8 protein-coding genes are annotated in these 17,711 nt (G+C 42.6%); 1 reads left to right on the forward strand and 7 read right to left on the reverse strand.

Annotated features, from left to right (window positions below):
- Positions 1-19: 19 nt before the first annotated feature.
- The 6 genes from ACK8HY_RS09070 to ACK8HY_RS09095 form a co-directional block, all read right to left on the reverse strand.
- Entirely contained in the window at positions 20-1,582 is a 1,563-nt protein-coding gene (locus ACK8HY_RS09070) for a RagB/SusD family nutrient uptake outer membrane protein (protein ID WP_416133404.1), read from the reverse strand.
- Between the two features lie 26 nt (positions 1,583-1,608).
- A complete protein-coding gene (locus ACK8HY_RS09075) occupies positions 1,609-4,707 on the reverse strand; it encodes a SusC/RagA family TonB-linked outer membrane protein (protein WP_077438409.1) in 3,099 nt (1,032 codons plus the stop codon).
- A 4-nt stretch (positions 4,708-4,711) separates the two neighbouring features.
- Positions 4,712-5,743 carry a FecR family protein gene (locus ACK8HY_RS09080; RefSeq protein ID WP_416133406.1) on the reverse strand — a complete coding sequence of 344 codons (1,032 nt, stop codon included), beginning with the start codon at positions 5,741-5,743 and terminating at the stop codon, positions 4,712-4,714.
- Between the two features lie 64 nt (positions 5,744-5,807).
- Positions 5,808-6,335, reverse strand: coding sequence for an RNA polymerase sigma factor (locus ACK8HY_RS09085; RefSeq protein ID WP_077438411.1), 528 nt, complete (start codon positions 6,333-6,335; stop codon positions 5,808-5,810).
- 792 nt (positions 6,336-7,127) lie between these two features.
- Complete coding sequence (locus ACK8HY_RS09090; protein ID WP_416133407.1) at positions 7,128-8,693, reverse strand: RagB/SusD family nutrient uptake outer membrane protein; 1,566 nt, start codon at positions 8,691-8,693, stop codon at positions 7,128-7,130.
- A gap of 42 nt (positions 8,694-8,735) precedes the next feature.
- Positions 8,736-11,720, reverse strand: coding sequence for a SusC/RagA family TonB-linked outer membrane protein (locus tag ACK8HY_RS09095; protein WP_416133408.1), 2,985 nt, complete (start codon positions 11,718-11,720; stop codon positions 8,736-8,738).
- 422 nt (positions 11,721-12,142) lie between these two features.
- Between ACK8HY_RS09095 and ACK8HY_RS09100 the strand changes: the two genes are divergently transcribed.
- Positions 12,143-16,102 carry a two-component regulator propeller domain-containing protein gene (locus ACK8HY_RS09100; RefSeq protein ID WP_416133409.1) on the forward strand — a complete coding sequence of 1,320 codons (3,960 nt, stop codon included), beginning with the start codon at positions 12,143-12,145 and terminating at the stop codon, positions 16,100-16,102.
- 210 nt (positions 16,103-16,312) lie between these two features.
- Here the strand turns inward: ACK8HY_RS09100 and ACK8HY_RS09105 are convergent, their stop codons facing one another.
- Positions 16,313-17,638, reverse strand: a complete 1,326-nt coding sequence (locus tag ACK8HY_RS09105; protein WP_416133410.1) for an MFS transporter — start codon at positions 17,636-17,638, stop codon at positions 16,313-16,315.
- Positions 17,639-17,711: the final 73 nt, after the last annotated feature.

The raw sequence follows: 17,711 nt of genomic DNA on the forward strand, positions 1-17,711 counted from the left end.
TTTTTATTCGCTTTCCTGATTATTTCGGTAATCGTGATGGATTTGCTGCTGTCATTTCCTGATGCAGGCGGGCTTCTTCCAATGGATAAGGGAAATAACGCATCGCTCCGGTCACATTTTCTTTCAGTCCACGGCCTTTCAGATAGGCATTGCTTACTTTTTCATATCTGCCCAATCGAATCAGATCCTGACGCCTTTTATATTCAAACACCAGCTCGAAACCACGTTCATCGACCAATGCATCGATCATACTTTCTTTGCTCGTCGGAACTGGAAAATTAGGATGCTCTCCATACGCTGGCGCACCGGCCCGTTTACGTATTTCGTTGAGGTAAGGCAATGCTGCCGCAGGTCCATTCAAGGCATTTTCGATTTCTGCTTTGCACAGAATAACATCCGCTAAACGAAACACCTGAATGGTCCGTCCATCGAGATAAGAGTTATTGATCATGCCATAGGAGTATTTTTTTGTAGCGACATTTTGCAAAAATTTGACCGTATCGATAGGTGGCGTTGTTTGTCCTTTGGCAGGTAACATATAAAAGAACCCATGCTTTGTATTCTTATCCCTTGCTGCCTTGCCCTCATAATTGTAGTAAAAAAACTGCTTACGTGGATCTAGGTCACTATATTTTCGCCAGAAATCAAGTGAAACGCCGTAGTATTGCCAACGGTCAGGTACCTCAGGATTATCGGTGGGTCCAAAGTGATTTGTAATCTCCCCGCCATTGAGTGTTGGTTCATGTAGAACACCAAAGATCAGGCCCATATCCATTTTATTATCATCAGACCACTCGTTCTTGAAGTCAGGATTTAATTTATATATACCCTTTTTTCGCAGCTCCAATACCTGATCAATATAGGTCTTTGCCTTATCATAGCTATGCGAACGCATATACATCTTACCCATCAGCGTAAGCGCAGCTCCTTTCGTAGCACGTCCTATATCAGCGGACCACCGTTCAGGAAGGTTATCAATGGCATATTGACAATCTGCCGCAATCTGCGCGTCGATTTTTTCCACCGCAGCCAAAGGCTCATTATAGCTTTCCGTCGGATTTTTCACAGTCGTAATAAGCGGCACAGGCCCCCAGGCGTCCGTTAGATCCATATACGATAATGCTCTCAGAAATCTTGCCTGCGCAATAATTTCTTTTTTTCGATCCTCCGGGATCGTTACATTGTCAATGCGGTCAATCAGCATATTGGCATTGCTGATGACCTGGTACATATTTTGGTAGTTAAATTTAAAATAGCGGTTATTGTCATCATAGGTAAAATTGCTCATCCGGGTAGGATCTCCGGCAGCAGTCGAAAATCCCATATCGGTGGCATAATCCGTAATCATCACCAGATATCCCGCATAATATAAATAAGCATCACCGGGATAAGGCGACAAACTGGTATAGATACCGGTCAAAGCCGCATTGATGTCACTTTCTGTCGAATAGGCATTTTTGGTAGTCAGATCGCTGTACAATTTCGGTTCAAGCTTGGTACAGCTCTGCAAACTTCCGGTAAGAATGGACGCTAATCCGGCTAGCCCTAGGATATATTTAAAATTACTTTTAATCGTCTTCATGTCATTTAAAATTAAGGTATTACCTGTTAAAATGTGGCACTTACGCCAAAAGTGAAAGAACGCATGGACGGATAGGAATTAAAATCCAGTCCCACACCGGCATTGGCACTTTGGTTGTTTCCAGCTCTATTTTTGACCAAGGCATCATTTTCATAACCCTTTGTGTCAACTTCTGGATCCCAGCCCGAATAATTGCTAATGGTAAACAGGTTTTCCGCCATGCCATAAACACGTATCGATTGAATTGCTTTCGTTTTCAATGGAAATGTATAACCCAAGGTCAAATTCCGCAAACGTAGGAATGAAGCATTTTCAATAAAGTGATCGTTAATATAGCCGCCATAGTTCATATAATAGAACCCATTTCGTGGAATATCCGTATTGGTATTGTTCGGCGTCCAGCGATTTAATGCCTCAATTCCGCGCTTCCATTCGATGTTCATACGCGTCATGTTGAGCAGGTCATTGCCGATATTTCCGTAGACAAAGGCCGTCAGATCAAAATGTTTATAGGTAAATGAATTGGTCATACCAAAATTCAGTTTCGGATAGCCGCGTCCGATAATTGTGCGGTCGGCTGAGTTGATCGTACCGTCCCCATTGACATCGGCAAATTTCGGATCTCCAGGTTTCGAATTGGGCTGAGGCGCATATTTTTCTCCCTGCTGAATGACACCAAGGTATTTATAACCAAACAAAGAACCCAACGATTCGCCGACACGAATTACAGAGTAGGCTTCTTCGGAGACATTACCCATCGGTTTTGAAGATGTGAGTAGCTGCTCAGGTTCACCACCAAGACTGGACACCTTATTACGGTTCATGGCAAGATTTAATTTTGTCTCCCAGGTGAATTCCCCGGTCATATTCTTGCTCGTTACGGAAAACTCGAGCCCTTTATTGTTCATAGAACCCAAATTACGCTGTCCGGAAGTATATCCCGTATAGTAAGGTAGAATACTTCTGATCAGCAAATCATTTGTCTTCTTGTAATAGGCATCCAAGGTAAACGCCAATCTATTTTTAAAGAACGAAAAATCAATCCCGGCATTATACTGGGTAGTCGACTCCCATTTCAGTTTGTCATTTTCAGGATAGGTCGGATTTTGCTTTACCCCACCCGCATTATTGATACCGTCAAAAGTATAATGTCCATTGTCCATTAATCCATAAGAAGCATAATCGGCCACCCTATCATTTCCGGTCTGTCCATACCCCAATCTAAACTTGAGGTCCGAAAACAACTGCTGTCCCTGCATGAAATCCTCGTTGTTTATTTTCCATGCAAAAGCTGCTGAAGGAAAAGTTCCCCAACGATGATTCGGGCTAAAACGGGAAGAGCCGTCCCGACGTAAAGTTGCTGTCAACAGGTATTTATCGTCGTAACTGTAATTCACACGACCAAAAAAAGAGATCACCAGGTTTTCCGATTTGGCAGAATTCACTCCGGTAATACTTGAGGCCATTCCCAGATTATTATATTCCAATAAGTCGGTCGAGAAACCTTTGACATTGATGCCCTTGTTGTTACGCACATATTTCTCATAGGAATATCCCCCCATCACATTCAGATTATGCTTTTCATTAAAGACCTTGGCATAGGTAGCATAAAAATCAATCAGATTATGTGTTTCATTATAATCTGCCTGGCTGGCGACCCCGCCATCAATCCCCCCCTGATAAGAATCCCGGGTCAGATAACTACCCAATTGGTCATGGGTAATTTCCGTTCCGGCATTCATACGTAAAGTCAATTCTTTGATCGGGTTGACTTCAACAAAGATATTCCCGTTTAACTTATCCCTTTGCACATCGTTGATTCGCGAAATCAGGTTGGCCAAAGGATTGTCTCCCTGTCCACCCGGAGGTCTTCCAAAACTACCATCCGCATTATAAACCGGAATAGTGGGATCATAAGTCAATATACTATACAATACGTTCGAATTCAGAATATTGCCATCATAAAGCTGCATATTGGATTTCTCCCGTTGAGCAGATATGGTTGCACCTGTCCGGATATAATCATTGACCTTTTGATCCACATTGATACGACCGGATATCCGATTAAAATCGGTGGTCTTCAAAATACCTTTTTGATCAAAATAGCCTAAGCTTGTCAATACTTTCGTTTTCTCACCACCGCCCGAAAACTGTAGATTGTGATTTTGCAAAACACTGTTACGCATGGTCTCCTTTACCCAATCGGTATTGACATCCGATTCGAGCTGCGATTTGGTGTACACCGCGTACTCCTGATTTTCCTGTCCTTCGATCTCCTTATATAGCGCGTTTGCCAGGTTCATATATTGCTTACCATCCAAAAAAGTGAAGGGATTGATCGGGTTTTGTGTCCCTACGTAACCACTGTAGGTGATGTTATTCTGATCAGTCTTACCACGTTTCGTTGTAATAATGATCACCCCATTTGCTCCTCTTGACCCATAGATCGCCGTGGCAGAGGCATCTTTGAGAATATCCATAGAAGCGATATCTTCTGGATTAATGTTTATCCCGTTATTTGTAGGGAATCCATCGATCACATAGAGGGGATCATTACTGCCACTAATGGAGTTCGTCCCCCGGATCCGAATGGATGTGCTGCCTCCTGGTGCTTTGGAATTCTGTGTGACCACTACCCCGGATGCTTTACCCTGCAATGCCTGTCCGACATTACTCACTGCGCCGCCTTTTGTCAGCTCATTGCTGGAAAGCGAGGCAATGGCCCCCGTCAGGTCGCTTTTTTTCTGTTTACCATATCCAATGACGACTACATCTTCCAATTGATTGACCTGATCTTCCAAAATAATGGATAAAGTCGTTGTTCCCGCGGCGGATACCTGCACATTTTTTTCTACATAAGTTTGATAACCAATATAGGAGAACGTCAATTCGTAGCCCTTGGCATTAGGGACATCCGCAAAACGGAAACTTCCGTCGGCCGCACTGGAACCGCTTGTCGAAAAATTGCTTCCTGCATTTTTCAACATAATGCTGACTCCAGCTAGCCGCTGCCCGGCGGCATTCTTGATGACACCATTGATCGTTCCAGCCAGACCATGAATAGATATCAGTGTCAGGAGCAGCAAAACAAAAAATGGTTTCTTGGTTAAGTTGAATTTTACCATAATTCTATTTTTTAGGTTTGAGTATGTATGTGTTCTGTTGTTTTTCCAGTTTAAAGGGGTTCACTTCAACGATCAATTGCAGGATAGATTCAGCCAACTGGGTTTTGTCCTTTAAATCCATCAACCTATTCTTCCGGAAACGTCCTTTTAAACGATAGTTCCTCACCAGCAGCGAGTCATATGACACCGGCATATCTAATTCATGATTGATATATTGAATGATTTCCGAGACGGATGTTTCGTCTAATTGCAACCAGTCATCCGATTGATGCATTGTTGTCGGATAGGTATATGCATTCGCATTCCTCACAACGCCGCCGCTACGCTCAATCGTATGAGGAGCACTTGCATGAGCATACTGGCTAAAATCTGAAAGAATAAGTTGTGAAAATGCAGCATAAACCTGCTGTCCAGGTTTTAAAATTTTGGCAATTGTTTCATCAATAGAAGCCACACGTACCTTCCCTTCATATAATTGAACGGTGACCTGGGCGGAGCGACTGTTATAGTCTACTGTAAACTGCGTCCCAAGTGCGGTCGTCATCACCTGGTTGCTTTGTACAACAAATGGTTTCGATGGATCTTTGGCGACGTGAAAGCGGACCTTTCCTTCCAATACCCGGACCTGTCGGAGATCCAAGTTTGGTTTGATGTAAACCGCAATGAAAGCCCCGGGCTCAAGAAAAATATGGGACTCATCCGCTGTAATGATTTCTTTGGTCCGTAGCGATGGGTTATAATAAATTTCTTTGATTCGATTTGCTGATGTTATCGTCCGTTCGTTAGCGGTATCCTGAAGCAGGTTTGAACAAACAAATAATAGTCCAAATACAAAAAATACGAGCAGGCTCTTTAACAGGAAATCGCCGCCACGTTTGTTGCTTTTTTCCCGCGCGATATAAGCTGACCAATCATCTTCCGAAATCAGGTCATCCAACAATTTCGGATCCTCGTTAAGCCAGGAGAATACAAGCTTAGCCTCCTCCGCTGAACATTGGTTTGCCAGGAATTTATTTAATAATTGCTTACGATTCATAACAGTTGCTACCCGATTGCGAACGGGTATTTAACTGTAATACGAACAAAGGCCACTGTATCCCCTAAAGCAATTTGAAAAATTTTTTAATGAATTTTAGACCGATGCTGATGTGGTTCTCTACGGTCTTAGGCGAAATGGATAACTTGACGGCTATTTCTTTGTAGCTCAGCTCTTCAAACTTATGCAGATAAAAGACCTGCTGCCGCATAAAGGGCATTTGAGCGATTAGTCCCTTAACATATTCCAGTTCGTTTTTGTAGGCTATCCTGCGTTCCATATCCTCGTACTGGCTCAGCACAAAAGGCTTTTCAAAATCAATATACTTTCTGTTCAAGGCCCGGCGCCGAAGCTCATCAATCAATTTGGTACGTGCAATCTGAAAGAGCTGTGTACTAAATAACAATTGTTGATTCGATTCATTTTTCCGTTCCCAAACGATCAGAAATGTCTGTTGGACAACATCTTCAGCAAGATCCGAACACTGTGTTTTCTGATATAAAAAATAATATAATTTTCTATACCAATAACGATAAGCTAAAAAAAACTCTTTTTCGTTTGTCGGTGCCCGTTGTAGGATTTCGTTAATCATAATCTACATTTAGATAGTCTTGCTTCCCTGCAATCATTGTTTACAACCATTACATCGGAACTTGGCCTTTGAGAGACGTCTAAGTTTCGCCCATCAAACCACCAATCTTTTTTGGCTAGTTATCCACAACTAAAGTGACTATTTTTTATCAAAAAAACAAGATAATATTTTCATCTTCAAGAAGTCACATCAAAAAACTTTAAAAACGATATTCCATTTCTCTATTTGGGCAATCATTTTGAAAGTCAGCCTATCGTTTTCTATCCAAGAGTAAAAATCATTATCGATATTCTTTACATATTTATTGATAAAACCAAATAATTAGCTTTTATCATATCTATTTTCTACCCAAATAGACACAATAACAAAACATTTAAATCATTTTAAAATACAAATAAATAGCTTATATAAACAGAGTCCGTGTCAAACGCATTATTACAATTCATTCGAGTCCGCTTCGTACCTGCTATGGCCCTTTTTCGAGGCATAGAGGGGGTGCGAGTAGGGTAAGACCAGTTTCGTTACGTGGTGAATCCGTGTCTAACTCGGACTCACCACGGACTCAGCATGGATTCATGACGCAGACATAGCGAAGCAGATAGGTAGCTGATCCGAAGGAGACCTAGCCCTGCCCCGATGAATTAGTGAGCAATACGATGATCATCCATGTACCCGCTTAGCCAAAGAAAAGGTCTTTAGCATAGGGGGAAATCCCCCCATGCTAAAGACCTTTTATACGTACCAAACCAGCTAGGAGACATTTTTTCGCTGTCACCGCTGGTCGGTTCTTTATCAATAACCTGGATTTTGTTTCAGGTTAGGGTTAACCGCAATCTGTTGGCTAGGCAATGGATAGACCAGTGTTTTTGGATCCGGATCCGCTGCTTTTTCCTGCCAAGCTTGCAAGAACTTGCCGAATCGGATCAAATCTTGTCTCCGCCAGCCTTCCCAATACAATTCACGTGCGCGTTCATCCAATAGATTGTCCAATGTCAAGGCCGTAAAGTTGGTAGCACCCCGATTTGCCCGAATACTATTGACCAAAGCCAGCGCCTCACCTGCCCCGCCAGTACCGCCTCTCAAAATTGCTTCTGCCTGCATCAGTAGCACATCCGAATAACGGAACACCACCCAATCATTGTTCCGCTGTCCAGAAACCGCATAGTCAAATGCATACTTCATTGGGCGAATTCCTGCCGTTTCTAAGGTGGCTCCTGATGTGCGGATGGTCACCTCCCGGGTAAATGACAAGGGGGCACTTGATGGATTTCTGGCCATCAACGGTTTATTTGTGCTCCAATTATATTGTTGCCCAGCAAAAAAGCCCACATTTTGGCGTTTATATCCTTTTTTTCTATTGGAAGTCGTATCTGCAGCATACTCATAATAGATTCCTCTACGTTCATCGGTAGGACTAAATTTATCGTAATAATCCGACAATGTACACCAGCCATTCCAGCCACCCGGATTCATATTATAATGCGCAATAGTATTCCAGGTCCGGTCCACATTTCCGCCCCGTTCTCCATTTTTGTTAAACAATGTAAAAATATTTTCGGTAGACTTCACATCATTGTCCGGCGCAAAATTGTCAAAATATTTACCTTTGGCCGATATTGCATATTTACCCGTCATCGTAATTTCCTTTGCCAAAGCGATGACCTTATTCATGTCCTCGGCGGCAAAAGTAGGTGCTTGTCTATTCAAAAATGCTCCTTTATTTAGGTAAATTTTCATAAGCAGGGTCTTCGCGGCATTCCTATTTGCTACATAAGCGGCCCCGTCTGCTGGAAGACTGCTTAGAATATCATTCAGGTCTTTGACGATATAATCAATGGCTGCCTGTGGTTGCAAAACTTCTGGAGCGATCCTAAAGTCCTCCATTGCTTCACCTTCGCGAATAGGTACTACCCCATAAAGATCTAAAATATCAAACATGGCTAATGCCCGGATAAATTTAGCCTCGGCAGTTTGTTGCGGATTGGGCTTATAGCGCAGGACATTGCTGGCATTATAGATGGCTGTGCCCAGACTGACAAAGGTATTGTTCATATAAGCATTGTCAGCATTCCAGGTATGCAAGTGAATGGCCCGGTGCATTCCGTTGTCGTCCCAGTCTCCACCGCGCGTAGGTGCCATTGCTGCATCGGTAGAAATCTCCTGCATCACCCAGCGCTGTTCCTGCTGATAGGGCGTGTTTAGCGAAGAGTAAGCTGTAGTTAACAAGCCCCCGGGTTCGACATTAGAGGTTCCCTCCTCTAATTCACCCTTAAACTCCTCTTTCAGTTTGGTGCAAGATGATGTACTTGCCACAACCGAAGCCATTAATCCGATATATAATAAAGTTCTTAATTTCATCTGTCTCATATTTTTGTTTATCCAATGACAATATCTCTTAGTCTAAAGTGAAAAATTAACACCCAATAAGATATTTCTCGCAGGCGGGTAAGGTAAATATTCAATACCCAAAGAAGGGATTCCATTCGTAGAACCGTCTGTATTCACTTCGGGATCAAATCCAGTATATTTTGTTATAATAAAAAGATTCTGTCCTGTTAGTGACACATTTAAATTCTTCAATGTTTTACCTACGTTTCCAACGCGATAGCTTAATGTCAAATTGGCCAATTTTAAATAATCTCCTTTTTCCAAGAAACGTGAAGATGGTGCTGCCGAATTCGAGGTTGACTCTTTGACCGAGGTGTCAAAAAATTTGGATCCAATGTTTCGTGAAGACAAATTGGTCAATCCCAAGCCTGTCGCGGCAGTATTGTTAAACAAGTAATGGCCCAAAGCACCGTTCATATTGGCGGCCAAAGAAAAGCTCTTATAATTTACATTTGTAGAAATACCTAGTAAAGTGGTGGGATTTGGGCTATGCATATAGTATTTATTGACAGCAGGGTCATTTTTGGTACTGATGCTACCGTCCAAGCCCAGGTACATGCTCGTACCTGTCTGCGGATCAATCCCTTGATAATCGGCCAAATACCAGACATTCAATGGTTGACCATTCACCATGCGTTGTCCCAATACGCCTGAAAAGCCCTGTCCTCTTAACGCTCCCGTCTCATAGTAGCCTACCAGGCCACTCACACTATTTTTAAGGAAGGTTGCGTTACCGGTCAGATCCCAGGTCCAATTGTCGTTTTTCACAATAGTACCTGTCAAGGCAATTTCGACACCTTTATTGACGATTTCACCGTCCAAATTCACCCAGATACGGCCGGCTGGTGCTGGTTGAGCGAGTGTTTGCTCAAATAAAGCGTCCGTTGTCTTTTTATTGAAATAGTCTATCGAACCATATAAGCGGTTGCCGAGTATCCCAAAATCTATCCCCGCATTTAGGGTAGTAGAGGTCTCCCATTTTAGGTCCGGATTACCATAGTTCGCCTGACTGATGCTTTGGTTACCAAAAACAAGCCGGTTCAATGAAGCGCCGGAAGGAAACTCCTGGTTTCCTGTTTTACCCCAGCCCAAACGTACTTTCAGCTGATCGAAAATGCCACTTGATTTTAGGAAATCTTCCTCCGCGGCATTCCATGCGACTGCCAGTGAGGGAAACATGGCGTATTTGTTGTTTGAACCAAATTTTGTTGATCCGTCCCGTCTTACCGTTGCAGTTAATAAGTAACGATTTAAATAATTAAATCCACCACGCAAAAAAAGCGACTGCAATTGGTTCTTCGGACTCCGATAGGATGCGATCTCCCGAGTTGCAACCGGAGAATATTGAATATAATCAAAGTAATCCAGGCCCATATAACTAAACCCTTTACCAAAAGAGATATTGTTATTAAAATTATAATCCAAATATTCATAGCCAGCGACAGCATTCACACTCCAATCCTCATTGATCTGTTTGTTATAGGAAAGCATATGCGTCATCTGCAGATTAGTCTCGCCATTATTGGAAATAAAAGCTTCCTCATCATTGGATTTTGATGGATCAATCAGGCCGGCACGGTACATTCCCTGACGATTACCGGTCTGACGCATCGCACTATAGATAAACCGGTATTCTAAATCATCGGTAATTTTATAATAAGGTGCCAAATTGACGACCAGGGTATTGGTAGTCGCCAGATCCCTGAATGCCTCGATGCTGGTTAGCGGATTTCGGGTCGTTGTACTGACGAAAGTCAGGTTACCCTGTGCATCGCGCAATGGTCTGGTTGGATTCCATTGCAGGGCTTGAGAAATGACATTCCCCTCTGAACCCACCGTTGCATTGATCGGCGCATATTTATTGTCCATTTGCGTCAAAAACAAACCGAAATCAAGTCCCAACCGCTTGTTCTCCAAAAAGCGGAAATTACCACTAAGATTGGCAGTATATTTTTTCAGCTGCGAACCGCGGATAATACCGTTCTGATTTAAATAGCCTCCTGATAAGCGATATTTCCCATATTCTGTCCCGCCGGCTACATCGGCATAATAGTTCTGCGTAATAGCTTTTCGTGTGATCGCTTTAAACGCGTCTTCATTCCCGCCAAAATCAGCGTCGTCGACTTCGTCTGGCGTATAGTATTTCAATGCTTCTCTAAACCGCGAAGCATTCAGTACATCCGGATATTCACGCATTGTCGACACCCCAGTTGATGCACCGATTGAGACTTCCGGCGAACCTTCTTTCCCTTTTTTGGTGGTAATAATCACAACACCGTTTGCACCTCGCGAACCGTAGATAGCCGTTGCTGAAGCATCTTTCAAAATGTCCATGCTCGCAATATCACCCGGGTTCAAATAGGTCAGTGGATTCCCTCTGTCTGAAGAAAATCCGCCTCTTCCCTCCGGCAATGGCGAGTTACCGGACATCGGCACCCCATCCAATACAAACAGGGGATTATTGCTCGCACGGATGGAGGAGTTACCACGAATACGTACCGTGGTCGATCCCCCAGGCTGTCCCGTGTTATTAATAACCATGACACCCGGAGTTTTTCCCTGGATCAATTGATCGGGACTTGTCATAATACCCTTGTTGAAGTTTTTGGCTCCGATGGTGACCATAGATCCCGTCAGGTCTTTTTTTCGAGCAGTACCATATCCAATGACAACCACTTCCTCCAGCCCCTGATTGGAGCTCGGTTCAAGTGCAATGGTCATATCATTGCCTGCAATTGGCACTTCCTTCAATGCATAGCCAATATAGGATACCTCAATCGATTTGGCATCATTGGTTATATTCAGTGAAAATGCACCATCAGCATCGGTGGTGGTTGCTGTGGTACTGCCTTTTACTTTAATTGTAGCGCCAGTCAAAGGGCTTTGATGTTCATCCACAACCTTTCCTTTCAGCACCCTGGTCTGGGCTACCGCAATAAAGGTGGTGAACAGTAATGCTGGCATCATTACACATTGCGCAAGTAGTTTGTTTTTCATACGCTTTTAAATTGGTGGTTTAATTGATTCTGTATTTCTGAGCAATTTATCGCTCAAACAAAAATGTTAAGTGATTCGATGTTTTCAGTCCGATAAAGCCTGTGATCTCCGCAGCTCTTTACGCAACTATCGATCAGGCTAACTATAGGTCCATTTACAGAGCCTGAAAACCCTCGCCGCATACGCTTGTATCGCACTATAGACTGATAAGTAACTCGCTTTAAAAAAAATAAGAATGCAGCTATCTGCTGTCATAATTTTAGGGCAAGACATAAGTTTACTTTTTGGTTATTTCGTATTATAAAAATCGCTAAATCCATGTTGCAACCCCAATCATAGCGTCTCAATTTTATATCAAAACGTATCAAGAGATCTCTTTTTTTTCTTTTTTATTGCCTATTTTTAGCAATACATTATCAATTTTGCGCGGAATAACCTTTATACCTATCCTCTATCTCCTACTTGTATGGCCCCACCTACAGGCGCAATCGTTCTATTTTAAAAATTATCAACCCCATGATGGTCTATCCAATAGTTCTGTCAAGTGTATTACGCAAGATACCCAGGGCTTTCTTTGGCTAGGGACAAGGAATGGTCTTAATCGTTTTGATGGCAATCAATTTAAAATATTTAGGCATAATGCCTCAGATTCTACAAGCATCGGAAGCTCGTCAATTTTAAGTATCCTTACCGATAGCAAAGGTGTGCTATGGGTAGGAACAACACGGGGTACCTATTGTTACAATCCGGTTAAAGAAAACTTCAAACCATTTAATAGCATACCGATTGGCGAAGTAAACGCCATCCATGAATATGCCGGTTTTATCTGGCTGCTTTCCAATGGAAAACTTTATCGTTATAATCCTCTTACAACGGAAATCGTTTCTTTTGATCAAAACAAAAATACGCTCGTAGCCATTACCAGCAGCAAAAAAGGGGGACTGTGGACCACAGATATTAACAGTACAATCGAAAGATACCAGGTTAACTCCGGCAAATTTGTTCAAATTGCACTCAAAAAATCAGATCGGAAAGCACTGGCCAACACAAAGACCGTCTACGCTATCAACGACTCCCTGCTCATGGTCGGTACCATCAATTCAGCCTACCTGTTTGATTTTAAAAACGGAACCTTAAAAAACCTATTTGCGAACCATTACCCCAACAAAGTCATCCAGGCAAATTGCATTATCCAACAGACAGAGTCGGTATACTGGATCGGAACAGAGACTGGAATATATACCTATGACATTCATACGGGTCAGAGCCAACACATCAAAAAAGATCTGCTCAATCCATTTGCCATATCGGACAATGCCGTTTTGAATTTCTATCGGGACCGTGAAGATAACATCTGGTTTGGAACATTTTTTGGCGGTTTTAACCAATACAGCAACCAATTCGACAATTTCAAAAAGTACCTATATGGATTTGGAAAATCTGCATTATCCGGGAATATCGTACACGATATAAAAAAAGATAACTATGGAAATTTCTGGATAGGCACAGAAGATGGTGGTCTCAACAAAATAGATGCTCAAACACAACAGATCCAGCATTTCGTTGCCAATGGAAAAAAAGGAAGTATTGCACATAATAATGTCCATGGATTGGCAACCATCGGCGATGAACTTTGGGTAGGCTCCACAACACATGGACTGGATATACTCGACGTAAAGACCGGAAAATTAAAAAAGCACTATGACCGCATCGGCAGAGGCCCCTTACAAAGCAGCTTCGCCGTTTGCCTCTTTAAGTCCAGAGACAACAGCATGTTTGTGGGGACAGACCGCGCACTATATGGCTACAATAAACATAGCGACAGTTTTGACCTCCTCCCCATTAAGGCCTGGATACAAGGGATTTACGAAGATAACGATGGTATACTTTGGGTCAATACCTATGGCAGCGGAGTTTACCAATACAATCGGGGTACGGGCGAGATAAAACATCTACGCTCCGAGCAAGGCAAACAAAATACGCTCGTCAATAATTACGTCAATGGCTTATTCGAAGACAGCAAAAAAAATCTGTGGTTTTGTACCGAAAGTGGCCTTTCAAAGTACCGCCGTGATGGGCATTTCACCAACTATCTAACCGAATCGGGTTTACCTTCCAATCAAGTATTTAAAGTATTGGAAGACGACAACAACAGCATATGGATATCAACAGGTGGTGGCCTGGTCAGACTGGATGGCCATCTTCCCCATAGGGTCATCTATACATCCCGAGACGGGCTACCGGCCGATCAGTTTAATTACAATTCAGCATTTAAAGATGCGGACGGTACATTATATTTTGGTACCATAAAAGGGATGGTAAGTTTTAACCCGACAAAATCCATTAAGAATAACTTTATTCCGCCCATATTCATTAGCGACATTCAGATCAACAACGAAAGCATTCCAGTTCGTGAAGATGGTATACTGAAACAATCCATCTCGCTATCAAAAGAGATTCAGCTCTCCTATAATAGTTCCAATATCAGCTTTAATATCGCAGCCTTGAGCTTTGTTTCGCCAAAAAGCAATCCCTATCGCTATATCATGGAAGGTTATGACAAAGGCTGGACAGATATCACCGGCAGCCAAAAAATTTATTACAATAAGCTTCCTCCCGGAACCTATACCTTTAGATTTAAAGGAGCTAACAACAATGGGATCTGGAACCCGGCGGAAAAACAACTACGTATTGTCGTATCTCCCCCCTGGTGGTCATCCAGCTGGGCGTATACCATTTATTTCGTTACCTTTAGTACAGTTGTTTTATTGATTTTGAGGTATTATTTTTTGCTGATCAAAGCAAATAACGCGCAAAAAATGGATGGCTATGAACGTAAAAAAGAACAAGAAGTCTATAATCTTAAACTTGAGTTTTTCACCAATCTCGCCCACGAAATCCGTACACCGCTGACCTTAATCAAAATGCCCCTGGAGAAACTCATCCGGACACATCAATTTGACGCTAATGACACGGTAAATGACCTTGCCTTGATCGAAAAAAACACAACAAGACTGATTAGGCTAACTAATCAACTTTTGGACTTTAGAAAAGCAGAAACAAATAATATGAGCCTTATCTTTACAAAAACGGACATTAACAACTTATTACTTGACGTATTCAATGATCTGAACAGCCTAGCAAAGGAAAAGATGTTGCAATATGATCTTTCCTTGCCCCGGATTACACTCACTGCCCAAGTCGATGAAGAAGCTTTGCGGAAAATATTCACCAACTTGATTCATAATGCCATAAAATATGCCGCTCATCAGGTACATGTCAAATTGCTTCCGTTCAACAGTGATGATATTATGTTCAATATCGAATTTCGAAATGATGGTGATATCATTCCCTTCGAAAAAAGGGAAAAAATCTTTGAACCCTTTTATCGGCTAAACGAATCGAATAAAGATACCGGAACGGGTATTGGCCTTCCTCTCTCCCGCTCCCTAGTCGAACTCCATCAGGGTTCATTATCGCTGGCTTATACGGAAGAAAACCGAAACATCTTCCTGCTCTCGCTCCCCATCCTGCAGGAACAGACCTTGGACATCAAACCGATCCTCGAAGAGACAGTCGTTCCTCATGAAGACCATCTAAACGCAAAAACAGATCAAAACGCCGAAAGACCTGTCATCCTTATTGTCGAGGACAACAAAGAAATACTGGCCTATCTCAATAAGGAACTGAAAATTGATTATACAATTCTGCGTGCCAGTAACGGAGCTGAAGCGCTTGAAATATTGGATCAGGACAATGTGCAGCTCGTCTTGACAGATATCATGATGCCTATTATGGACGGCATCGCACTTTGCAAACGTATTAAGAGTGACATCCTGTACAGCCATATTCCGGTCATCTTCCTCACGGCCAAAAATGCACTTGATTCTAAAATTAATGGGCTGAAAATTGGTGCCGATGCCTATATCGAAAAACCCTTTTCACTGGAATTCCTTACTGTACAGATCAGAAATATCCTGAACAACCGTAAGATCATCAAAAATTATTTTACAAATTCTTCCGTTTCTAATCTGACGGATATCAATGTATCTGCCCCTGACAAGGATTTTATCAGTCAGCTCAACACCGTGATCTATGATAATATTTCGGATATTGACCTCAATGTGGACGAGCTGGCGCGCCTAATGAATATGAGCCGCCCGACATTATACCGTAAAATCAAAGGTTTATCCGACCTGACACCCAATGAACTGATCAATATCTCCCGCTTAAAGAAAGCAGCCGAATTGCTCGTTCAAAGAAAATATAACATTACCCAGATTTCCACGATGGTAGGTTATACCGTACAATCCAATTTTTCAAGAGATTTCCATAAACACTATGGTATGCCGCCAAGTATTTACATGACCGAAAACAGCTGATTGTCCCAGGGGTAAGCAACGATTAAGGAAAAATATCAGAAGTGATCGTTATCGAGACCGTACAAAGAATGGGGTGAATGAAGAGCTTAAATCAGCCGATCAAATCCTAGAATAGTCTGATCATATCATCCGGCAGGTAAGGATAACTACTGAGAAAGTCAAAAAAAGAACTGCATGTGCTCCAAAGATGGCTCATGCAGTTCCTCAAATTTAATGCTTGCTTTTGGGAACAAAGAATGCGGCCAAGAACATAAATACACCGGCAAGCAATAAGCCATAGATGGATTGGCTCTGGAAGATAAATTTAATGATCATTCCTCCAAAAAATCCACAGACGATCTGCGGCAGCGTGATAAAAAAGTTAAAAAGCCCCATATACACCCCCATTTTTGTGGCGGGTAAATGATCGCTCAAAATAGCGTAGGGCATCGCTAATATGCTGCCCCAGGCGATGCCGATCCCAAGCATGGGTAAAACAAGCATGTTAGCGTCCTTTATGAAGAACAACGATATTAACGAAAGCCCGCCGACGATCAAGCCAAAAGCATGGGTTTTACTGCGCCCATATCGTTTAGCGATCCTAGGAATAAATAACGCATAAATAGCCGAAACACCATTGTAGATCCCAAATAGCACACCGACCCAATTTGCGGCTTCCATATAGAGATCCTGACGGTTTCCAACTTTCGAATAAAACACCGATTCCGCAATAGCCGGTGTTGTATATACCCACATCATGAATAAGGCAAACCAGGAGAAAAACTGTACCCAGCCCAATTTCTTCATCACTGCCGGCATGACTTTGATATCCCGTATAATCGTGCTTAATCCAAAAGCAGCAGCATTATCCACAGGCTCAACGGAATCTTCAGCAAATGATTTTAGTTCCGCCGGACTATATTCTTTTGTTTTGAACACTGACCATAACACCGTTCCCAATAATACAAGCCCCCCAGCATAAAACGAATAAATAACGTTTTGTGGGACATGGCCTTCCGCCGCCGTACCCGCAAAGCCCAGGTAATTGGTAAAAATATAAGGTAACAGGGAGCCAACTACAGCGCCAATGCCAATCAGGAAGGTTTGTACCGAAAAGCCCAGGCTACGCTGGCTGCTGGATAGGTTATCCCCTATTAAAGCACGGAATGGCTCCATCGTCACGTTGATTGAGGCATCCATAAACATCAGTAGTCCCGCGCCGATCCAAAGCGGTGGTAGCAGAGCTGTAAACAAGGCCGCATTGGGCATGAGAAACAAGGTCAATGTGGTCAGTAGTGCACCGATGAGGATATAAGGGCGACGACGTCCCAGACGGGTCCATGTCCGATCGCTATAATGCCCAATAATGGGTTGAACAATCATGCCAGTGATCGGTGCCGCTAGCCAGAATAACGACAGATGCTCCACATCGGCACCAAAAGTTTGAAGGATACGTGAAGCATTACCATTCTGTAAAGCAAAGCCCATTTGAATTCCCAAAAATCCAAAACTCATGTTAACAACCTGGCTTATACTCAATTGAGGTTTATTCCCCATAATTAGCTATCAAAATTTAAGACAAAATACAATTTAATTACCAATTCAGCGATGTGCAAGTGCAGAAGCCCTC

It is taken from the genome of Sphingobacterium sp. NGMCC 1.201703, assembly GCF_047784615.1.
GTDB lineage: Bacteria > Bacteroidota > Bacteroidia > Sphingobacteriales > Sphingobacteriaceae > Sphingobacterium.